Origin of the sequence: Dokdonella soli (assembly GCF_039523175.1) — a bacterium.
Classification (GTDB): Bacteria; Pseudomonadota; Gammaproteobacteria; order Xanthomonadales; family Rhodanobacteraceae; genus Dokdonella_A; species Dokdonella_A soli.
This window is the reverse complement of record NZ_BAAAEU010000006.1, coordinates 187,445-207,866: the sequence shown is the minus strand read 5'-3', so window position 1 is coordinate 207,866 and position 20,422 is coordinate 187,445. Positions and strand designations below refer to the sequence as shown.

The following is a 20,422-nucleotide window of genomic DNA, read 5'->3' as shown; positions in this document are numbered from 1 at the left end:
GCGTAGCGCACGCGTCATCCCGTGCCCGGCGGCGAAGCGCCGGGCCGCGAGGTAGCCTCATCGCGCCGGCTCGCGAGGTCTTGACTCTGGACCGAACTCCAGGGTTTAGGATGGCGCCATGAACACGACCCCCGCCACCCATCTCGCCATCGGCGCCGTCGCCCGCGCAGCCGGCGTCGGCATCGACACGGTCCGCTACTACGAACGCGAGGGCCTGTTGCCCGCGCCACACCGGCGCGAGTCCGGCTACCGCGACTACGACACCGGTGCCGTCGCGCGCTTGCGCTTCATCCGCCGTGCCAAGGACCTCGGCTTCAGCCTCGACGAGATCCGCGACCTGCTCGCGCTGTCGGTGGATCGCGAACGCGGCGTGAAGGGCGTGAAGCAGCGCGCCGAACAGCGTCTCGATGTCGTCGAGCAGCGCATCCGCGAGCTGAAGCTCGTGCAGAGGGGTCTGAAGCAGCTGATCGCGGCGTGCCCAGGCCACGGTGCGCTGGAGCAGTGCCCGATCCTGCGTGCGCTGGGCGACGACGGGGCATCGAAATGAGCGGTCACGAGCGTTCGAACGAGCACGCCTGCTGCGCGCACAAAGCGCCCGACGCCTCGGCGCAGGCCGACTTCGCGATCGACCCGGTGTGCGGCATGCGCGTCGCCACCACAACGCATCGCCATGCCGATCATGCCGGCACGACGTACTACTTCTGCAGCGATGGCTGCCGGCGCACGTTCGAGGCCGACCCGGTCGCGATCCTCGCCAAGGCCCGCCAGCGCGAGCAGGAACGCAGCGCCACACCTGCGCGTCATGGCGACGTGGCCACGCCGGCTTCCGGCACGCTCTACACCTGTCCGATGCACCCGGAAGTGCAGCAGTCCGGTCCCGGCGACTGCCCGAAGTGCGGCATGGCGCTGGAGCCGATGCTGCCGAGCGCAGACGTGGACGATGGCGGCGAGTTGCGCGCGATGGCGCGCCGCATGGGGACGCTGGCTGCGTTGACCCTTCCGGTGTTCGTGCTCGCGATGGGTCCGCATCTGTTCGGCTGGCATCTGCCGGCGCCGTGGGGCCGCGTCGCTGGCTGGGTCGAGGCGGTGTTGTCCAGCTTCGTGGTGCTGTGGGGCGGCGCGCCGTTCTTTACGCGCGGCTGGCGGTCGCTCGGACTCTCCCTTCCGTCCTGGCTGGGTCGCGCCGGAGCCGGATTCGCGGTGGAGCAAGCAAGCGCGAGGGAGCGTATGTCGATACGCGACCGAGCAATGACGCCGCTCCGCCGCGAATCCGGCCCGGCCCTCGGGGTTGTGGAACAACGCGGCCCGGTCGGGACGGAAGGGAGAGTCCGCCGGCCGTGGTCGCCGAACATGTACACGCTGATCGCGCTCGGCACCGGCGTGGCCTGGGCCTACAGCGCGGTCGCATTCCTCGCGCCGGCGCTGTTTCCGGCCGGCTTCCGCGACCCGCACGGCCGGGTCGGCGTGTACTTCGAATCGGCCGCGGTGATCGTCACCCTGGTCACGCTCGGCGATTTCCTGGAATTGCGCGCGCGCCGCCGCACCGGCGCCGCGCTGAAGGCGCTGCTCGGCCTCGCGCCGAAGACTGCGCGCCGCATCGGCGCGGACGGCAGCGAAAGCGATGTGCCTTTGGACGAAGTACGCGCCGGTGACACGCTGCGCGTGCGGCCTGGCGAAAAGGTGCCGGTGGACGGCGTGGCGCTGGACGGCGCCAGCCACGTCGACGAGTCGATGCTGACCGGCGAACCGTTGCCGGTCGCGAAGACGAACGGCGATACGCTGACCGGCGGTACCGTGAACCAGGACGGCGCGCTGACGATGCGCGCGCAAAAGGTCGGCGCCGCGACGATGCTCGCGCAGATCGTGGCGCTGGTCGCGCAGGCGCAGCGCAGCAAGGCGCCGTTGCAAAGGATCGCCGATCGTGTCGCCGCGTGGTTCGTGCCGGCGGTGGTCGCAGTCGCCGCGCTCGCGTTCGCCGGCTGGGCGCTGCTCGGGCCGGAGCCGCGCCTCGCGCATGCGCTGATCGCGGCGGTGTCGGTGCTGATCATCGCCTGCCCGTGCGCGCTCGGACTCGCCACGCCGATCTCGATCATGGTCGCGAGCGGGCGCGGCGCGCAGAACGGCGTGCTGTTCAAGGATGCTGCCGCGATCGAGGCGCTGCGCGAGGTCGATACGCTGGTCGTGGACAAGACCGGCACGCTGACTGAGGGCAAGCCCTCGCTGAAGGAGCTCGTGTCGTTGGGCACGTTGTCGCGCGAGCGTCTGCTCGTGTTGGCCGCTGCGCTGGAACGGCCGAGCGAACATCCGCTGGCGAAAGCGATTGTCGCGGCCGCGGCTGGCACGACGCTGCCGCATGTCGAAAACTTCCGCGCCCTGACCGGCCGCGGCGTGCGCGGGCGCATCGAGGGCAGCGAGGTCGCGCTCGGCAACGCGCGCCTGCTGCAGGAGTCCGCGGTCACCCTCGGCGCGGAAGCCGACGCGACGGCCGAGCGCCTGCGCGGCGATGGCGCGACGGTGATGTTCCTCGCTGTCGACGGCGCGCTGGCCGGCCTGGTCGCGGTCGCCGACCGCATCAAGCCGAGCACGCAGGAGGCGATCGTGGCGCTGCATCGCGATGGCCTGCGTATCGTCATGCTCACCGGCGACAATGCGACCACTGCGCAGGCGGCGGCGCGCGAGCTCGGCATCGATGAAGTGCGCGCGGACGTGTCGCCTACGGACAAGGCTGACGTGATGAACGCGCTCAGGGCCGCCGGCCACCGCGTCGCGATGGCCGGCGACGGCATCAACGACGCGCCGGCGCTGGCTGCCGCGGATGTCGGGATTGCGATGGGCAGTGGTACCGACGTGGCGATGGAGAGTGCGCAGATCACCCTGGTGAAGGGCGAGCTCACCGCGATCGTGCGCGCCCGCGCGTTGTCGCGCGCGACGGTGGCAAACATCCGCCAGAACCTGTTCTTCGCGTTCATCTACAACGCGATCGGCGTGCCGCTGGCCGCCGGCGTGCTGTATCCGCTGCTCGGCGTCACGTTGTCGCCGATGCTCGCCGCGCTCGCGATGAGCCTGTCTTCGGTGTCGGTGGTCGGCAACGCGTTGCGGCTGCGCAAGGCCGGACTTTCAGGAAACTGACGCAAGGCGACTGATCGGATTGGGGTGCATCCGTCCTGGACTCCCGAACATTGCAGCCGACCGCCGTCCATTTGTTGAACTGGCGCACCAGGATCGATGGTCCGCGCTGGACGCACCACGGGTCGGAGAGGCACCATGACGGGTTCCATTCGGACCCGCATTGCCTGTGGACGAAGCCACGTTCCGCCAATTGCTGTCCCGTCATGTCGCCCGGCTGCTCGATGCGCGTACGCTGGCGAAGGGCGCCGATTACCTGCGTCATGGCCGCGTGCTCGGCACGCATTACGAGGCCGGCGACGACGGCGGAGCGTTGATCGGCATGGTCCGCGACGGCGCGATCGACCCCTATGTCGCTGGCGTGCGTCTCAAGCAGGACGGCGAGCGGGTCGAGCTCGACAGCTACTGCACCTGCCCACTGGCGTCCGCCTGCAAGCACGTGGCCGCGACCGCGTTGAGCGCGATGCGTGGCGACTTGCAACGGCCGGTTGTGGGTCTCGCTCCACCGCCGGTGCCGCAGCTCGGCGCGTGGAAGCACTGGCTCGACGCGCTGCAGCCGTCCGCTCCTCTTGCGCGCGAGCAGAAGCCGGTTGCCGAACAGGCAGGAACGCTTTGCGGCATCGTCCTGCGCGCCGGCGAAGGCATCCTGCCGCGACTCCATGCTCAGGCGGTGCGGATCAAGCGCGGCAGGCGTGGTGGCTTCGTGTCGCCACAGCCGCTGCTGCCCTCGCACGGCGGCCCCGATCCGTGGCAGGGGCTGAGCGCCGACGAGTTCCGCCTGATCGCAGAACTGCGCATGCGCGCGCCGGCGAATGGCGGCGCCAGCGGTTGGTTCGAACTGCATGGAAGCGCGGACGAGATCCTGCTTGAAAAACTGCTGGCCGCTCTGCCGTGCTTCTTCGAAAAGCCCTCCTCGGGCCGGCTGGCGCAGGGGTCGCGGCGCGCGTTGCGCATCGGCTGGGATGCACGCGAGGACGGCACGCAGAAGCTCGCGCTGAGTGTCGACGCGGCGTCACCGAAGACGTTGCTGCTGCGCATCGGCGGGCTCTGGTATTGCGATCCGTTCGCGCGCGAGATCGGCCGCATCGATGGTGAGCCTCGCCTCGCCGAGGCGGTGCTGCGCGCGCCGTCATTGCTGCCCGAACAGGTGCCGCTGCTGATGGAGCGGTGGCACGACGCACCGCTGCTCGCGGCGTTGCCCAAGCCCGAGGCGGCCGGCGAGATCGAGCGCCGTGAGGTCAAGCCATCGCCTGTACTGACCTTGCGCGCGTTCCCCGCGCTGGCCACGGGCGGAGTGCGCTACCAGGCCGGCTGCGTGCGCCTTGCCTTCGATTACGCCGGTGCGCGCCTGCCTGCGTCGCCGGCGCCCGCCAGGGAGCGCCGACGCCAGAACGGCCGCGTGATCGAGATCGTGCGCGACCGCGCCAACGAGATCGTCGCGTTCGAACGCCTCGAGGAGGTCGGCCTGGTCCCGGCGGAATTGTTCGGGCGCCTGCCCGGCGTCCCCGCGGATGCGTTCGACGACAACGACTTCGTGCTCGAGCACGGTCGCGGCACGCTCGCCGGCGTCGACCAGATGTTCGCACTGACCCCGCGCCTGCGCGATCTCGGCTTCCGTCTCGAATCCGCCGACGGCTTCCCGTTCGACCTGCTCGACGAACCCGATGCGGACGCCTGGTACGCCGAGGTCGAGGAATCCGGCAACCCATGGTTCGACCTGCGCCTCGGCATCGACATCGGCGGCGAGCGCATCGACCTGCTGCCGGTGCTGCATCGGCTGCTGTCCGACCCCGCGTTTTCGCTGACGCCGCGCAAGGGCGAGGCCGATGACGCGGTCTGGCTGGTGCCGATCGATGCGCGCCGGCGCGTGCCGCTACCGCTGGCGAAACTGCGCGAACTGATCACGCCGCTGCTCGAATGGCTGCAGGGTCCGTTTGCCGAGCACGACGGCGCGCTGCGCCTGCGCCGCGCGCAGGCCGGCGTGCTCGACGAACTCACGAAGGGCATGCAGCGACCGTGGCTCGGCGGCGAGCGCCTGCGCGCCGAGCTCGAACGCCAGCGCGCGCCGCGTGCACCGGCGAGCGAACCGGAGGGATTTCGCGCGACGTTGCGCGGTTACCAGCGTGAGGGCCTTGCCTGGCTCGGTTTCCTCGCCGATGCGGGGCTCGGCGGCATCCTCGCCGACGACATGGGCCTCGGCAAAACCGTGCAGGTGCTCGCGCATCTGCTCGCCGAGAAGCGTCGCGGCCGCCTCGACAAGCCGGCACTCGTGATCGCACCGACCAGCCTGGTCGCGAACTGGCATGACGAAGCGACGCGCTTCGTGCCGGATCTGTCCGTGCTGGTCGTGCACGGGCCCGAGCGCGCTGGCCTGCACGAGGCGATTCCGCGCCACGATCTGGTGATCACCACCTATCCGCTGCTGCTGCGCGATCGCGACGCGCTGATCGAACACGAGTACTCCGTGCTCGTTCTCGACGAGGCGCAGGCGATCAAGAATGCACGGAGCCAGGCCGCACAGATCGTGCGCGAGCTCGCCGCGCGCCAGCGCATCGCGATGACCGGCACGCCGCTGGAGAACCACCTCGGTGAACTGTGGGCGCAGTTCGATGCAGTCGAGCCCGGCCTGCTCGGCGACGACAAGCGCTTCACGAAGTTCTTCCGCACGCCGATCGAGAAACAGGGCGATGTCGAGAAACGCGAGCGTTTGAGCCGCCGCATCGCGCCATTGCTGCTGCGCCGACGCAAGGAGGATGTGCTGACCGAGCTGCCGCCGAAGACCGAGATCGCGCGCCGCATCGAACTCGAAGGCGCGCAGCGCGAACTCTACGAGACGCTGCGCCTGACCCAGCACGAGCGCGTGCTCGACGAAGTGCGCAAGCGCGGTCTCGCGCAGAGCGGCATCATCGTGCTCGACGCCCTGCTGAAGCTGCGCCAGGCCTGCTGCGATCCACGCCTGGTCAAGCTCGATGGCGCGAGGCATGTGCAGGAATCGGCCAAGCTCGATTACCTGCTCGACCTGCTGGCGAGCCTCGTCGACGAAGGCCGTCGCGTGCTCGTGTTCAGCCAGTTCGCCGAGATGCTCGCGCTGATCGCCGAAGCGCTCGATGCGCGCAAGCTCGACCACCAGTTACTCACCGGCGACACGCCGGGCACCGCGCGCGCAGCCCTGGTGAACCGCTTCCAGTCCGGTGAAGTGCCGCTGTTCCTGATCAGCCTCAAGGCCGGCGGCGTCGGCCTGAACCTGACCGCGGCCGACACCGTGATCCACTACGACCCGTGGTGGAATCCCGCCGTCGAGGCGCAGGCGACCGACCGCGCGCACCGCATCGGCCAGGACAAGCCGGTGTTCGTCTACAAGCTGATCTGCGCCGGCACGGTCGAGGAAAAGATCCAGGCGCTGCAGCAGCGCAAGGCCGAACTCGCGCGCGCGGTGCTCGATGGTGGCAGCACGCAGAGTGCGAAGTTCGAGGAGGCGGATCTGGCGGAGTTGTTTGCGCCGTTGTGAGTCCGCTCGGAATGTCAAACTATCAATGCCCAGAATCGGGCCACAAGCGGACATTCACGATCTATAGCAGACCCAGTTGCGTCGCTTTCAAGGTAGCCGCAGCACGCGTGGAGCACTCCAGCTTGCGAAACACGCTCTCGACATGCGTACGCACGGTGCTTGGGCTGATGGACAGTTTCTGCGCTACCGCCTTGTTGCTCGCCCCAAGGCTGATCCAGTGCAGCACGTCCCGCTCGCGTTCCGTAAGGAGACTGGTCAATGGCGCGACAGGTGCCCTGGTCTTGATCGGTCGAGGCTTGTTCAATAGGGCACGGACGACGTCGACGTCGTAGCGTCCGGCAGTGGCTTCGGCCATCAGCAACGAGCCTGCGGCATCTTCCGGAAATGCATCGCGCCAGGGACGCGCGAGGCGCAACGCGGCCAGTGCTCCGGCGGCCGCAAGGATGCGTCCTTCCACGGGGATGCCTCCTGCCTTGGCCTCGCGGTAGTAACCGGACCCATCTGGCCGTTCATAGGCATATGACGCGACTTCCGCCGCGCCCGCGAGCGAGCCGATCTGTCGCGCAGCGCGTCCGGTCCAGTAGGGAACCAGCCGCACTCTCTCCCACGCCGACTCCGCCAGTTTGCCGGGGGTATCCCAGATCATGTTGGGCACTGCAGCGCGCCCCATGCCATGGATGAGCGCGGCGCGATACACCTTTTGCTGGCAAGCCACATCCAGCCCAAGCTCGAGCGCCGCGTTCCTGGCCAATTGCGCCACCTGGCGCGAGTAGCCGGTCATCCATGGCAGCTTGAGGTCGATGACATGGGCCAGGATTTCCAATGAAGTCGTGCGGCCGGTGAACGCGGCGTCGAGCGAACACGGGCCAGACAACGTCGGATCGCCCTCGAGCGCAGCCAGCCATCGCGAGGCATTTGCGATGACTGATGTGGCGAGGCTCATGGGGTACAGGACGTCCGCACGCTGACCGATGAGCTTGCATGCCTGCTCAAGACCATACAGGCGATGGAAGATGTCGAGATCGCCGGCGAGCGAAGCCATGTAGACCGAGGCTGGAATCTGCTCCTCGCGCAGGCCATCCGGAGCTCCGCTGCCGTCGTGACTCTCAAACAGATGACGCAACGCGAACTGCGTCGCCGCGTCCAGGCCCAGTTGCACTGCGATGTCTCCCGAGACCTCGCAGTGGATGCGCGACAACGAGAGAAACGCGGATCCTGCGCGGCGAGTGCCGGAACGAAACCCGCTGCTGGAGGACTGGATGGCGAGCAGTGCCTTTCGCCCACTGACATCGTCACCGAACAAATGCGCGAATTCGGGCGCGTTGGCCGTGCAGCCGGACCAACGCAGCAGTGCGACGGTCGTGGCTTCCGTGCAGAGGGCGTCATCGGCGCCGACGGCCGCAGCCAATTGCCCGGCCATCCAGGCGGCACGCGGTGAGTGGTCGGTAGGCTGCCCCATGGCCAAGTCGCCCACAAACGCGAGCGAGCGGACCACATCCAGCAGGGCGACGTCGGAAGCATCCATGTCGGATCGAGTACCTGTGCAGAGGCTGGGAAGTCTAGCGCCGCCCTTTCGATCCCGGCCTCGGTCATTCAACCGATGGTGCGCGTAGGATACGGCGCGCAAGCTGCGTCCCGAGGTCGATCGCAACATCCCTCACACGATGTATACCCGACTCGCTTCGCCAACTGCCACTGGAGAATTCGTATGAAGACCAAGATTCTCGGCCTCGCCGCCGCCACTGCGATGGTCCTCGCCTCTACCGTCAATGCCGCAACGCCGAAGGCCCACGAGGGCGCCAGGAACGTCGTGCTGGTGCACGGCGGGTTCGTCGACGGCTCCGGTTGGCAGAAGGTCTACAGCATCCTCAAGAAGGACGGCTACAACGTCAGCATCGTGCAGAATCCGACGATCACGCTGGCCGACGACGTTGCGGTCACCCAGCGCGCGATCGCCCAGCAGGATGGCCCCGTCGTCCTCGTCGGCCACTCTTATGGCGGTGTCGTCATCTCGGAAGCCGGTACCGACCCGAAGGTCCAGAGCCTGGTCTACATCGCCGCATTTGCCCCCGACAAGGGCGAGTCGGTGCAGAAACTGATCGCCAATCCGCCGCCGGGTGCGCCGCAGCCGCCGATCCTCCCGCCGCAGGACGGCTTCCTGTTCCTCGATCGCGCCAAGTTCGCGGCCTCTTTCGCGGGCGACGTCTCCGCCGACGAAGCCGGCTTCATGGCCGACTCGCAGGTGCCTTGGGGCGTCCAGGCGCTGGCCGGTGAAGTGACCGTGCCTGCCTGGAAGTCGAAGCCGAGCTGGTATCTGGTTTCCACGGAAGACCACATGATCCCGCCCCCTGCGCAGCGGATGATGGCGAAGCGTGCGGGCGCAACGGTTGTCGAGGTACCCGGCAGCCATGCGATCTATGTCTCGAAGCCGAAGGTCGTAGCCAAGATCATCGAGCAGGCAGCGCACGGGAAGAAGTAATCGGACCATTGAGCGGAGCGCCATGCGCGCTCCGCCCCTTCCGCATCGAGGTCGCTCACCTCGAATGTCCTTTTCGGATCGGCTTCAGTCGTTCGCATCGGTAGAGCCGTTGAAGCATCATTTTTCAGATTCCGAGCAAGTCGACATATTGGAATCGTCCATCACGTAGCACGCGTTCACCTCGCGCCAAGACCAATGGCTCGCGCCACAGGGGGCTGGTATAGACGCAGGTATGAAACTCGCCGTTCTCGCCACAGGGGTCGCAGGACGGCGGCAGGTCGACGAGCAGTTCGGCGTCGAACTCGCGTCCGCAGAATGCGGCATCGAGTTGCTGCGTGTCGACGCAGCAGAGGATCGCGCGGTGGCCGTCGGCGATGAAGCGGCGCGCGAGTCGCGTCGTGTCCTCGCCCCACAGCGGGAAGTGTCCGCGCCAGCCGTGGCGCGCCAATTGCTGCTCGCGATACGCGCGAATGTCGGCGAGGAAGAGGTCGCCGAACGCGATCGTGTCGATGCCGGGTGTTCGTGCACGCGCCTCGTCCAACGCGTTCGCGAACGCGGTTTCGTAGATCGCGTTCGAGGCTTGCGGCGGAATCCGTGCTTCGATCAACGGCAACCGAAGGCGCTCGGCCTGCGCCTGCAGGATCGAGCGGCGCACGCCGTGGATGCTGATGCGGTCGTATTCCATGGTGACCGTGGTCAGCAAGCCTTCGACGCGCCAGCGCGGATCGTCGAGCAGACGCTGCAGCGCGAGCGCGGAATCCTTGCCGCCGCTCCAGGCGAGCAGCAGCGGCGTGTTCACCGCGCGCTCCGCTGCCACAGCCGCAGTCGGTTGTTGGCCGGCATCGCGACGTCGTCGATGAGGTTGAAGCCGGCGGCGAGCGCGAGCGCATCGACCGCGGCCGTGTCGCGGATGCCCCTATGCGGCGCGCGCGTTTTCAGCGAGGCGTCGAATGCGGCGTTGCTGTCGCTGGTGTAGCGGCCATCGATATTGAATGGACCGTAGATCGCGAGCTTCGCATCGATGGTTGTCGCAGCGGGCAGCGCGGCGAAGAAGGCCTCGACTTCGGGCCAGCCCATGATGTGCAGCGTGTTCGCGCTGAACACCGCGTCGAACGGACCGTTCGGCCACGGGCCCGTGACGTCGAGGATCAACGGCGCCGGCGTGTTCGGCAGTGACGCCTCGTCGAGCCAGGCGCGAATGCCTGGATGATTTTCCGCGTGGTCCGAGGTCTGCCAGATGAGTCGCGGCAGCGCGGCGGCGAAATGAACTGCGTGCTGGCCGGTGCCGCTGCCGACTTCGAGCACGTGTCGACGGTCGGCGAAGAAATCGCGCAGCATCGCGAGGATCGGCTCGCGATTGCGTTCACAGGCGGCGGAGAAGGGCTTCTCGTTCATTGCCGAAGTGTGCCGCACACACGAGGTGCATGCGAATCGTGGGCGTCGATGCCGGCGCGTGGGAATAGCGCAGGAATGTGGCCGCGTCAGAGTTCGGGGCCTCGCCCCCTCACCCAACCTCTCCCCCAAGCGAGCTTGGGGGAGAGGGCTTTGACAGGCGTGCTGTGCGATGCTTGCGCGATCCGCTTGTGATGGACGCGCATGCTCAATCGGCTCTGGCTCGGCTTCTTCCTGACCGCGGCGCTCGCCGCACTCGCGCAGTGGCTCGTCGGCGGCAATGCCGGCGTGTTCGCGGCGATGATGGCGAGCCTGTTCGACATGGCCAGGCTCTCGGTCGAAGTGATGATCCTGCTGTTTGGCACGTTGACGCTCTGGCTCGGTTTCCTGCGCATCGCCGAACAGGCCGGGCTGATCGACCTGCTCGCGCGTGCGCTGGGACCCTTGTTCGAGCGGCTGATGCCCGGCGTGCCGCGCGGGCATCCGGCGATCGGCCTGATCACGCTGAATTTCGCAGCGAACATGCTCGGCATGGACAACGCGGCGACGCCGATCGGCCTGCGCGCGATGCGCGAACTGCAGACGCTGAATCCGGATCCAGCGACCGCAAGCAATGCACAGATCCTGTTCATCGTGCTGCATTCGTCGTCGCTGGTGCTGCTGCCGGTCACGATTTTCATGTATCGCTTGCAGCAGGGCGCGCACGATCCGACCGTGGTGTTCCTGCCGATCCTGTTCGCGACGTTCGCCTCGGCAGCAACCGGCCTGCTCAGTGTCGCGTTCATGCAGAAGCTGCCGCTGTTCAATCGCGTTGTGCTCGCATGGCTCGGCGGCTTCGCGCTGCTGTTCGCCACGTTCACTACGCTGCTGGCGTCGCTGACACCGGCCACGCTCGCGGCGTTCTCGTCGCTGGCCGGCAATCTCGCCCTGTTCGCGATCGTCTTGCTGTTTCTCATCGCCGGCGCGATCCGCAAGGTGCCGGTGTACGAGAGTTTCGTCGATGGCGCGAAGCAGGGCTTCGAGGTCGCACGCGACGTACTGCCGTACCTGGTCGCGATGTTGTGCGCGGTCGGCGTGCTGCGCGCGTCCGGCGCGCTCGATCTCGCGCTGGATGGCATCCGCTGGCTCGCGGATGTGGCAGGTCTCGACGCACGCTTCGTCGATGCGCTGCCGACCGCGCTGGTCAAGCCGTTCTCCGGCAGCGCCGCGCGCGCGATGCTGATCGAGACGATGAAGTCGCACGGTGTCGACAGCTTCCCGGCGCTGCTTGCCGCGACCGTGCAGGGCAGCACCGAAACCACGTTCTACGTGCTCGCGGTCTACTTCGGCGCGGTCGGCATCCAGCGCGCGCGCCACACGGTCGGCTGCGCGCTCGCGGCGGATCTGGCCGGCGTGCTCGCCTCGATCGCGGTGTGCTACTGGTTCTTCGGCTGAGAGAGGTGCATAAAGTGCTTATGGATCAGATATATATGAGGAATTACCAAAGACATACTAATTTTGTTGAAATTAGTAGTAAATTGACAGTATCGTTGCTGCATGAAGTTGCCAGTCGCTCCGCCTGCGTTCGATCATTTGCTTAAGAAATTCAGTGGCAGCCTCGACACCATTCTGGGGCGCAGGATCGGACCGGAAGTCGATGGCGTCTACGAGCCGTGGGACCATCTGCGCCATCTTGAGCCGCCGGGCGGTCTGCTGACCGAACAATGGTGGCTGGCGATCAAGTTGGCGCGCATCCCGATCTTTCGAGATCTGCCCTTGCGGGATGGTTTGGGCCGGCCGATCCTGCTCGCCGTCACCGATTCGATGCTGCGACGCCTTCATTTCATTGATCGGGAGGCCGCTGGTGCGATCAAGGGACTGGATCGCGCCGATGGCCCAGGCGATCGCGAGCGCTATCTGTTTCGCTCCCTCGTCGAGGAAGCGATGACTTCATCCCAGCTCGAAGGCGCATCGACAACGCGGCAGGTCGCCAAGGAGATGCTTGACAGTGGGCGCCAGCCGCGTGATCGCAGCGAGCGCATGATCTACAACAATTTTCAGGTGATGCAGCAGCTGCGCCGCTGGCGAGAGCAGCCGCTGACGCCCAAGTCAATCTTCGAGATGCATCGCGTGCTCACCTCGGATGCAATCGACGAAGCGGATGCCGCCGGGCGCTTCCGCCGCGCGGATGAACAGATTCAGGTCATCAATACGGATGGCAAGGTGCTGCATCAACCGCCACCCGCCGATGAGCTGCCCGCGCGTCTCGATGCGCTGTGCGCATTCGCGAACGAAGCCGACAAGGAAGATTTCCTGCACCCGGTCCTGCGCGCGATCGCGTTGCATTTCCAGGTCGGTTACGACCATCCGTTCGTCGATGGCAACGGTCGCACGGCGCGTGCGCTGTTCTACTGGTCGATGCTGCGCTCGGGCTATTGGCTCACCGAATATCTGTCGATTTCAAGCGTGCTGAAGAGGGCGCCTGCGAAGTACGCTCGCGCGTATCTGCATACGGAGACCGACGAAAGTGATCTCGGTTATTTCGTGAGCCATCAGCTCGGTGTCATCTGTCAGGCTGTCGAAGGACTGCAAGGCTATCTTGCGCGCAAGGCGACCGAGCAACGTCAGGCGGCGAGTCTCCTGCGTCCGGACTCGGCTCTGGCCATTCGGTTGAACCATCGCCAGCGCGAACTGCTGCTGCATGCGGTGCGCCATGCGGGCGCGATATACCGGATTGCTGAGCACCGGAGTACGCATCAGGTCACCTACCAGACCGCGCGCACCGACTTGCTCGGCTTGGTGGCCGAGGGGTTATTGCGACAGCGCAAACAAGGCAAGGCTTTCGCGTTTGTCACGCCGCCGGATCTGGCAAAGCGCTTGCAGCGATAAAGCGGCGACGGGTCCGCGCGCGCCGACTTCCTACGCGCCATCGCGACAAACGCCGATCGTGTCAGGTACGTCGATGACCCAGGCTGTCCTTTCCGAATCAGGCAAGGACGCGTCGCATGCGTCTTCTCGCTGCATTGCTGCTGATGGTCGCCGCACTGCGCGCGTTTGCGGGCGAATGTCCGGTGTGGGCACCCGAGCAGGCGCAGCGCGAACTTGGCGCGCTCGATCGGCAGTTGCAGGCCTGGGATCTCGCCTATCACCGCGACGGGGTCTCGCCGATCGATGACACGCTGTATGACCAGGCTCGCGTTCGCTATGCGCAGTGGCGCAAGTGCTATCCACGACAGGCGCCGGCCGATGCCAATCCGCTGCAAGGCGCGCGCGCAACGGCGCGCCATCCGGTCGCGCAGACCGGCCTCGGCAAGCTGCCCGATGCGGAGGCGCTGGCGGCGTGGATGCGCGTACGCGGCAATGCAGATCTCTGGATGCAGCCGAAGATCGACGGCGTCGCGGTCACGCTGCTCTATGTCGACGGCGCGTTGCGCCAGGCGATCAGCCGCGGCGACGGCGAGCGCGGTGAGGACTGGACAGCGAAGGTGTGGAGCATCGACGCGATCCCGAAACGGCTCGCACATGCGCCGCCGCGCGTGGTGCTGCAGGGCGAGATCTATTGGCGGCTCGCCGATCACATGCAGGCCGCACATGGAAGCGTCGGCGCGCGCTCGAAGGTTGTTGGCGCGCTTGCGAGGGAGCAGATCGATGCCGACACGGCGCGGCGGATCGGCCTGTTCGTCTGGGACTGGCCGGATGGTCCGGTCGGCATGCAGGATCGGCTGGACGGCCTGCGCGGTTTCGGATTCGCCGATGCGGTTGCGTACACGGTTGCGGTCGACAACATCGACGAAGTGCGCGACTGGCGCGAGCACTGGTTCCACGCGTCACAGGCGTTCGCTGCCGACGGCATCGTGGTCCGGCAGGGCCTGCGTCCGCTCGCGTCTGCATGGGGCGCGAAACCGCCGGAGTGGGCGGTTGCCTGGAAATACCCGCTGGCGACAGCGCTGGCCGAAGTCACCGGCGTGGACTTCACGATCGGACGCAGCGGACGCATCACGCCGGTGCTCGAACTCGCGCCAGTGTTGCTTGACGATCGCACGGTGCGCCGCGTCAGCGTCGGTTCGCTTGCACGCTGGCGCAAACTCGATATCCGTCCCGGCGACCAGGTCGCGATCGCGCTGGCGGGCCTGACGATTCCGCGCCTCGACTCGGTCGTGTGGCGCGCACAGCAGCGCGTGCCGGTCGCGGTGCCGGATCCGCATTCACATGATGCACTGAGCTGCTGGCATCCGGTGCCGGGTTGCGAGCGCCAGTTCCTCGCTCGGCTCGTCTGGCTCGGCGACAAGCGCGGGCTCGCTCTCGACGGTGTCGGTGCGGGCACCTGGCAGCGTCTGATCGACGCGGGCCTGGTCGAGGGCCTCGTCGACTGGCTCGACCTCGGCCGCGATGATCTCGCCGCGGTTCCAGGCCTTGGCGCGGTACGCGCGGATTCGCTGCTGGCTCGCTTTGCGCAAGCGCGGCAACAGCCGCATGCACTCTGGCTGCGCGCGCTCGGCCTGCGCGAGCCGATCAACGCGGCCGCTGTGTCTGATGCCGACGTGCGTGCACTCGTCGAGCAACTGCATCGCGCCGGCGTCGCGGGGTTCTGATCACTCGATTTTGCATATGCAATCTTTATGGAGGATGATTGCAAATGAAATTCAAGCCGGGTCGCCACCATGTCTCCGACCACCTTGCGCAAGCCCGCCGTCGCCGATCCCGCTGCCGTGCTGACCAAGGCCGTGCTGCGAGCGGCCGAGATTCTCGAAGTCCCGCAGCGCACGTTGGCCGAGATCATCGGCGTCAGCGCATCGACGATCTCGCGCGCAGCCAGTGCGCGCGCACCCTTCGATCCCGAGAGCAAGGCCGGTGAGCTGGCCAGGCTCTGGCTGCGCGTGTTCCGTTCGCTGGATGCGATCGTCGGCTCCAACGACGTAGCGGCGCGCGCATGGCTGACCGCGCCGAATGCCGCCTTCGGTGGTGCGAAACCGCTGGATCGTCTGCGCAGCGCCGAGGGTCTGATCCACGTGCTGCACTATCTCGACAGCGCGCGCGCGCGGCTTTGAACGCTGCGCTATTCGCAAACGCAGCCCTCGAACGCGATCGTCATCGCACGATCTGCGACGCGTCGCTGCGATCGTTCGCGGCGTAGGGACGATGCCATGACGACGCTCACTCCGGACATTCTGCAGAAAGCCGCACGGCGCATCGGCGCGAAGCCATGGCGGGTCGTCGAGGCGCAGCATCGCGCGTCGACGATGCGGCTGGTCGATACGCTCGATGAGCAGCGCACGCTCGAGGATCTGATCGAGGCCAGCAAGCCGCCGCTGCCGGTCGGGGCTGCGCATCTGCACTATCTGCTGGCGACGCCGTTTCGCTATCCGGCGCCACCGCCGTCCGGCTCGCGCTTTCGCGGCATCGGCGATCCCGGCGTCTGGTACGGCGCCGCGGCCGTGCACACCGCACTGGCCGAAGTCGCGTACTGGCGCCTGCGCTTCCTCGCCGATTCGCCGGCGACGCCGGACCTGCCGCCGGTGCCGCATACCGCGTTCCGTGCGAGTGTCGGCGGCAGTGCGATCGTGCTCGGCGATCCTCCGTTCACGCGACAGCGTCACCTGTGGGAGGACCCGGCGAGCTACGAGGCGACGCAGGCACTCGCGCGCGTCGCGCGCGATGCCGGCATCGCGCTGATCCGCTATCGCTCGGTGCGCGATCCGGAGCATCGCGCCTGCGTCGCGGTGCTGACACCGAAGGCGTTCCGCCGAACGGCACCGCTCGAACAGCACGCCTGGCTGATCAAGGTCACGCGCGCGCGCGTGCTCGCGGAAACGGACCTCGGTACGCAGCGCATCGCGTTCGAGCCGGCCGCGCTCGGCCTCCCGGCGATGGCGTTGGAAAGGAAGTAGCGGGGTGCCGGATCCGCGTGCGCGACGGTGAGCGATTCCGTCGCGCGGGCAGCCGCGTCCTGGGCCTGTGCGGCCGTGGCGAACCTGCGGCACCGATCACCAAAATTGATTTGTGATCTGGCGAAAGCGGCTGTCGCGCGCCACGCCTCGATCTCAGGCAGGCGAGCGGCCGCGCAATACCCGTGCCGGCAGCAGGATCAGCGCGCGCAGCAGTTCGAAGACGCCTTCGACCGCGACACCGACCAGGCGGAACGGCAGCAATATCAGCCAGACCAGCGGATACAGCACCAGCGCGAGCAGCGCCAGCGGCCAGCAGAATATGAAGAGCAGCAACCAGAGCACAAAGGTGAGCATCGATGCCTCCCGCATTGGGCCTACTGTTCAGGTCGACGGTTTCATCGTGGCCGATATGGGGACGGGGTGCCCGTGCCGAAAGTGCTCCCAGCTTCGCGCTGGTGGCGGCCGGACGAAGACGAGATGAGAACTGATCCACCAACGATCTGGACAGTCGGGCATTCAACACGCGAGCCGGTGGCGTTCATCGGCCTGCTGCGCGAACAACGGATCGAGCTGTTGCTCGACGTGCGCCGGTTCCCAGGTTCGCGTCGTCATCCGCAGTTCGGCCGCGCGGCGCTCGCCGGGATCCTGCGCGATGCCGGCATCGACTACCGTCATCTCGTGGCGCTCGGCGGTCGGCGTAGGCCGCATGTGGATTCGCCGAATGGCGCATGGCGCAACGCGGCGTTCCGCGGCTACGCCGACTACATGGCAAGCCCCGACTATCGCGAGGCGTTCGCCGCGTTGACAACACTGGCCACCACGTGGCGCAGCGCGATCATGTGCGCCGAGCTCCTGTGGTGGCGCTGCCATCGCGCGATGATCGCCGACGATCTGGTCCTGCACGGCTGGCGTGTCACCCATGTCATGGACGCCGGCAAGACAGCACCGCATGCGTTCCGCGAGCCGGCGCGGCTGGTGGGCGACGTGCCGGTCTATGGCGCTGGCCAGGCGGCGCTACTTTGATGGCTGACCCGTGCCCAACGCGTGAAAGGAGTCCGCATGCCTATCCCGAATCCGCGCCGCGTTTATGCAGGCGCACCAGCGTGTAAGCAGGCTTCGGCGTGTGCGGTCTTGTCACGGACGGATAACTGCCAGCGGCCTATCCTGCGCCCGGAGTTGCGCCGATGAACGACCCGATCGCGACCGCACGGCCAACCGCCCACCGCCAGGTGCGGGCCGGGCCGTTGCGCCATCTGCTGTTTGCGGTGTTCGTTGCGCTGGCGCCATGCGTGAATGCGGCGGTGTCCGGCGCGGACAACCACCTGCAGGTCGAACTCGTCAGCGCACGTCTCGCGCTGGTGCCGGGCCAGACTGCGCAACTCGGACTGCGCCTGCGTCACGACGCGCACTGGCATACCTACTGGATCAACCCCGGCGATTCGGGCTTGCCGACCACGCTGGCCTGGACGCTGCCGCCCGGCTTCCACGCGCAGGACATCGCGTGGCCGCTGCCCCAGCGCTTCACGGTCGGCGGTCTCTACAACTTCGGCTACGACGGCGAGGTCGTGCTGCCGGTACCACTCGACGTGCCGGCCGACGTGCAGCCCGGCACCACTGCGCACCTCGCGGTGCTCGCGAAATGGCTGGTCTGCCGCGAGGAATGCATTCCCGGCAAGGCAGAGCTGACGCTGGACCTGCCGATCACCACCGCGCCGGCTCAACCCGATCCGCGTTGGACGCATCAGTTCACCGACGCCGAGCGTGCGCAGCCGCAGGCGTCCGCTTGGACCGGCACGGCACGCCTGGCCGGTGAGCGCATCGAGATCGCGCTGCGCGGCCCGGGCCTGCCGGAAGCCGATCGTCTCGATGCGTTCGTGGCGCAGCGCAAGCTGTTCGACAACAAGCCGCCGGCGATCCGGCGCGATGGAGACGCTCTGCTCATCGACGCCGGCAGGAGCGAGTACTTTTCGATCGCGCCGGCACTGCGCGATCTCGACCTGGTGCTCACCGCACCGACCGCGACTGGCATGCGCGGCTGGCGCGTGCGCGTGCGCCTCGTCACTCCGATTGCAACACCGGCGCAACCTTGAAACCGAACCTTCGAAGGAGAGCATCATGAAAGCCACCGCGTTGCTGCTCGCCGGCGTCGTCGCTGCGTTCACCGTATCGTCGTTCGCGAAGCCGGTGATCGGCCAGCCTGCGCCGGCCTTCAGCGCGACCGACAGCAACGGCAAGACGCAGACGCTGGCCGCGTACAAGGGCAGGATCGTCGTGCTCGAATGGAACAACCCGCTGTGCCCGTTCGTCGGCAAGCACTACGGCTCGGGCAACATGCAAAAGCAGCAGGCCGAGGCCGCCGCCGCGGGCGTAGTCTGGCTGACGATCAATTCCGGCGCGTTCGGCAAGCAGGGCCATCTCGATGCCGCGGCCGCGAACGCGTACGTCGGCAAGGTGCAGGGCAAGGAGACCGCGTACCTGCTCGACGCGGACGGTATGCTCGGGCATGCCTACGACGCGAAGACCACGCCTCAGATGGTCGTCATCGACAAGGATGGCGTGCTGCGCTACATCGGCGGCATCGACTCGATCGCGAGCACCGATGTCGACGACATCCCGAAGGCGACGCAGTACGTGCGTCAGGCGCTCGCCGAACTTGCAGCCGGCAAGCCGGTCAGCGTGCCGACGTCCGAGCCGTACGGCTGCAGCGTCAAATACGGTCCCTGAAGGGCGCCCCGATCAGGACTGCGTATCGGCCGCTGGTGTTGACGACACATCACCGACCGGCGGCGCATCCGGCGCCGGCGCGTGGATATGCTTCGGCGTCGACGCGGTCACACGCGCGGCGACGATCAGGCCGGCGGCCAGCAGGCTCGCCGACAGCAGGAACGGCGCGCCGGGCAGATGCACCGGCGCGTGGTCGCTGATGAACAGCGCGAACACCTGCGTGAACAATGCGGGGCCGAAGATGCCGGCGACGCTGGCGAGGCTCGCCACCGCGCCCTGCAGGCGGCCCTGTTCGTGCGCATCGACCTGGTGCGTCATCAGCGCCTGCGTGGACGGGCCGGCGAGTCCCCACAGCGCGAGCAGCGGAATGCCGATCAGGAAAACCGGACCGCTGCCGGCCAGCGCCATGCACGCGAAGCCGAGCCCACCGAACACGAGGCCGACCAGCAGGGTCTGCCGTTCACCGATCCGCGGCACCAGCTTGCGCACCAGCCAGGCTTGCACGATCGCATTGCAAAGGCCGACCAGCGCCAGCGTGTAGCCGACCTTCTGCGCGCCCCAGCCGTAGCGGTAGTCGGCGTACAGCACGAACACGCTTTGCAGCACGAAGTGTGCGAGATTGCTGAGCAGCACCACCGCGGCGAGCCCGAACACCTGGCGATAACGGCGCAGCAGGAACAGCGAGCCGAGCGGGTTGGCGTGGCTCCAGTCGAAGCGCGCGCTGCGCCGCTCCGGCGGCAGCGATTCGGGCAGGATGAAATATCCGTAGCAGAAGTTCGTCAGCGCGAGCACGGCCGCGGCGAAGAACGGCAGTCGCACGTTGATGCCGCCGAGCAGGCCGCCGAGCGCCGGCCCGATGATGAAGCCGATGCCGAACGCGGCGCCGAGCAGGCCGAAGCTGGCGGCGCGCCTTTCCGGCGGCGTCACGTCCGCGATGTATGCGTTCGCGGTCGTGAAGCTGGCCGCGGTGGCGCCGGAGACGCAGCGCCCGATCAGCAGCAGCGGCAGCGTGTTGACCAGCGCCATGAACAGGAAGTCGACACCGATACCGAGGTTCGACAACAGCACGACCGGCCGGCGTCCGAAGCGGTCCGACAGCGCGCCCTGGATCGGCGCACAGACGAACTGGATCGCCGCGAACAAGGTGCCGAACACGCCGACCCACATCGCGGCCTTGGCGATGCCGCCGCCGGCGAGTTGCTCGACCAGGTGCGGCAGCACCGGAATGATGATGCCGAACGACAGGATGTCGATCAGCACGGTGACGAAGATGAACAGGACCGCGGCGCGACGCGGTGCGTTCGTGACGGAAGGGTTCACGCGATG

17 protein-coding genes are annotated in these 20,422 nt (G+C 67.3%); 12 read left to right on the top strand and 5 right to left on the bottom strand.

What is annotated here, in order from left to right; all coding sequences use genetic code 11:
- Positions 1-118: 118 nt before the first annotated feature.
- The 3 genes from ABD002_RS06630 (at position 119) to ABD002_RS06620 (ending at position 6,634) form a co-directional block, all read left to right on the top strand.
- Entirely contained in the window at positions 119-547 is a 429-nt protein-coding gene (locus ABD002_RS06630) for a heavy metal-responsive transcriptional regulator (protein WP_343788418.1), read from the top strand.
- Positions 544-3,129, top strand: a complete 2,586-nt coding sequence (locus ABD002_RS06625) for a heavy metal translocating P-type ATPase (RefSeq protein WP_343788415.1) — start codon at positions 544-546, stop codon at positions 3,127-3,129. Before ABD002_RS06630 ends, ABD002_RS06625 begins: the two co-directional genes overlap by 4 nt.
- Before the next feature lie 166 nt (positions 3,130-3,295).
- Positions 3,296-6,634, top strand: coding sequence for a DEAD/DEAH box helicase (locus tag ABD002_RS06620; protein WP_343789384.1), 3,339 nt, complete (start codon positions 3,296-3,298; stop codon positions 6,632-6,634).
- A 61-nt stretch (positions 6,635-6,695) separates the two neighbouring features.
- Here the strand turns inward: ABD002_RS06620 and ABD002_RS06615 are convergent, their stop codons facing one another.
- Positions 6,696-8,159 (bottom strand): HD domain-containing phosphohydrolase, encoded by a 1,464-nt coding sequence (locus tag ABD002_RS06615; protein ID WP_343788412.1) that lies wholly within the window; start codon positions 8,157-8,159, stop codon positions 6,696-6,698.
- Between the two features lie 183 nt (positions 8,160-8,342).
- Between ABD002_RS06615 and ABD002_RS06610 the strand changes: the two genes are divergently transcribed.
- Positions 8,343-9,113 (top strand): alpha/beta hydrolase, encoded by a 771-nt coding sequence (locus ABD002_RS06610; RefSeq protein WP_343788409.1) that lies wholly within the window; start codon positions 8,343-8,345, stop codon positions 9,111-9,113.
- 124 nt (positions 9,114-9,237) lie between these two features.
- On the opposite strand, the gene ABD002_RS06605 is transcribed toward ABD002_RS06610, so the two are convergent.
- On the bottom strand, positions 9,238-9,912 hold the full coding sequence (locus ABD002_RS06605; RefSeq protein WP_343788407.1) for a Dph6-related ATP pyrophosphatase: 675 nt from the start codon (positions 9,910-9,912) through the stop codon (positions 9,238-9,240).
- Positions 9,909-10,508, bottom strand: a complete 600-nt coding sequence (locus ABD002_RS06600) for a DUF938 domain-containing protein (RefSeq protein WP_343788405.1) — start codon at positions 10,506-10,508, stop codon at positions 9,909-9,911. Before ABD002_RS06600 ends, ABD002_RS06605 begins: the two co-directional genes overlap by 4 nt.
- 201 nt (positions 10,509-10,709) lie before the next feature.
- Between ABD002_RS06600 and ABD002_RS06595 the strand changes: the two genes are divergently transcribed.
- From ABD002_RS06595 to ABD002_RS06575, 5 genes are all read left to right on the top strand, one after another.
- Complete coding sequence (locus ABD002_RS06595; RefSeq protein WP_343788403.1) at positions 10,710-11,939, top strand: nucleoside recognition domain-containing protein; 1,230 nt, start codon at positions 10,710-10,712, stop codon at positions 11,937-11,939.
- A 102-nt stretch (positions 11,940-12,041) separates the two neighbouring features.
- Complete coding sequence (locus tag ABD002_RS06590; protein WP_343788401.1) at positions 12,042-13,373, top strand: Fic family protein; 1,332 nt, start codon at positions 12,042-12,044, stop codon at positions 13,371-13,373.
- Between the two features lie 116 nt (positions 13,374-13,489).
- Positions 13,490-15,076 carry an NAD-dependent DNA ligase LigB gene (gene ligB, locus ABD002_RS06585; protein ID WP_343788399.1) on the top strand — a complete coding sequence of 529 codons (1,587 nt, stop codon included), beginning with the start codon at positions 13,490-13,492 and terminating at the stop codon, positions 15,074-15,076.
- Between the two features lie 69 nt (positions 15,077-15,145).
- Positions 15,146-15,532, top strand: coding sequence for an antitoxin Xre/MbcA/ParS toxin-binding domain-containing protein (locus tag ABD002_RS06580; protein WP_343788397.1), 387 nt, complete (start codon positions 15,146-15,148; stop codon positions 15,530-15,532).
- Between the two features lie 96 nt (positions 15,533-15,628).
- Entirely contained in the window at positions 15,629-16,372 is a 744-nt protein-coding gene (locus ABD002_RS06575) for an RES family NAD+ phosphorylase (protein ID WP_343788395.1), read from the top strand.
- 153 nt (positions 16,373-16,525) lie between these two features.
- On the opposite strand, the gene ABD002_RS06570 is transcribed toward ABD002_RS06575, so the two are convergent.
- Entirely contained in the window at positions 16,526-16,726 is a 201-nt protein-coding gene (locus ABD002_RS06570; RefSeq protein WP_343788393.1) for a hypothetical protein, read from the bottom strand.
- Between the two features lie 123 nt (positions 16,727-16,849).
- Here ABD002_RS06570 and ABD002_RS06565 point away from each other — a divergent pair, with 123 nt between their 5' ends.
- The 3 genes from ABD002_RS06565 to ABD002_RS06555 all read left to right on the top strand — a co-directional run bounded on the left by ABD002_RS06565 (position 16,850) and on the right by ABD002_RS06555 (position 19,096).
- The gene (locus ABD002_RS06565) at positions 16,850-17,395 is read left to right on the top strand and encodes a DUF488 domain-containing protein (RefSeq protein WP_343788391.1); all 546 of its coding nucleotides are present in this window, start codon (positions 16,850-16,852) and stop codon (positions 17,393-17,395) included.
- Between the two features lie 161 nt (positions 17,396-17,556).
- Positions 17,557-18,462, top strand: coding sequence for a protein-disulfide reductase DsbD domain-containing protein (locus ABD002_RS06560; protein WP_343788389.1), 906 nt, complete (start codon positions 17,557-17,559; stop codon positions 18,460-18,462).
- A 25-nt stretch (positions 18,463-18,487) separates the two neighbouring features.
- Complete coding sequence (locus ABD002_RS06555) at positions 18,488-19,096, top strand: redoxin domain-containing protein (protein WP_343788387.1); 609 nt, start codon at positions 18,488-18,490, stop codon at positions 19,094-19,096.
- 12 nt (positions 19,097-19,108) lie between these two features.
- On the opposite strand, the gene ABD002_RS06550 is transcribed toward ABD002_RS06555, so the two are convergent.
- Entirely contained in the window at positions 19,109-20,416 is a 1,308-nt protein-coding gene (locus ABD002_RS06550; RefSeq protein WP_343788385.1) for a TCR/Tet family MFS transporter, read from the bottom strand.
- Positions 20,417-20,422: the final 6 nt, after the last annotated feature.

What these genes read in the sequence shown, in the direction of transcription:
- ABD002_RS06630 (WP_343788418.1), top strand. Translation starts at nt 119, where the DNA reads ATGAACACGACCCCCGCCACCCATCTCGCCATCGGCGCCGTCGCCCGC.
- ABD002_RS06625 (WP_343788415.1), top strand. Translation starts at nt 544, where the DNA reads ATGAGCGGTCACGAGCGTTCGAACGAGCACGCCTGCTGCGCGCACAAA.
- ABD002_RS06615 (WP_343788412.1), bottom strand. Translation starts at nt 8,159, where the DNA reads ATGGATGCTTCCGACGTCGCCCTGCTGGATGTGGTCCGCTCGCTCGCG.
- ABD002_RS06610 (WP_343788409.1), top strand. Translation starts at nt 8,343, where the DNA reads ATGAAGACCAAGATTCTCGGCCTCGCCGCCGCCACTGCGATGGTCCTC.
- ABD002_RS06600 (WP_343788405.1), bottom strand. Translation starts at nt 10,508, where the DNA reads ATGAACGAGAAGCCCTTCTCCGCCGCCTGTGAACGCAATCGCGAGCCG.
- ABD002_RS06595 (WP_343788403.1), top strand. Translation starts at nt 10,710, where the DNA reads ATGCTCAATCGGCTCTGGCTCGGCTTCTTCCTGACCGCGGCGCTCGCC.
- ABD002_RS06590 (WP_343788401.1), top strand. Translation starts at nt 12,042, where the DNA reads ATGAAGTTGCCAGTCGCTCCGCCTGCGTTCGATCATTTGCTTAAGAAA.
- ligB (WP_343788399.1), top strand. Translation starts at nt 13,490, where the DNA reads ATGCGTCTTCTCGCTGCATTGCTGCTGATGGTCGCCGCACTGCGCGCG.
- ABD002_RS06580 (WP_343788397.1), top strand. Translation starts at nt 15,146, where the DNA reads ATGTCTCCGACCACCTTGCGCAAGCCCGCCGTCGCCGATCCCGCTGCC.
- ABD002_RS06575 (WP_343788395.1), top strand. Translation starts at nt 15,629, where the DNA reads ATGACGACGCTCACTCCGGACATTCTGCAGAAAGCCGCACGGCGCATC.
- ABD002_RS06570 (WP_343788393.1), bottom strand. Translation starts at nt 16,726, where the DNA reads ATGCTCACCTTTGTGCTCTGGTTGCTGCTCTTCATATTCTGCTGGCCG.
- ABD002_RS06565 (WP_343788391.1), top strand. Translation starts at nt 16,850, where the DNA reads ATGAGAACTGATCCACCAACGATCTGGACAGTCGGGCATTCAACACGC.
- ABD002_RS06560 (WP_343788389.1), top strand. Translation starts at nt 17,557, where the DNA reads ATGAACGACCCGATCGCGACCGCACGGCCAACCGCCCACCGCCAGGTG.
- ABD002_RS06555 (WP_343788387.1), top strand. Translation starts at nt 18,488, where the DNA reads ATGAAAGCCACCGCGTTGCTGCTCGCCGGCGTCGTCGCTGCGTTCACC.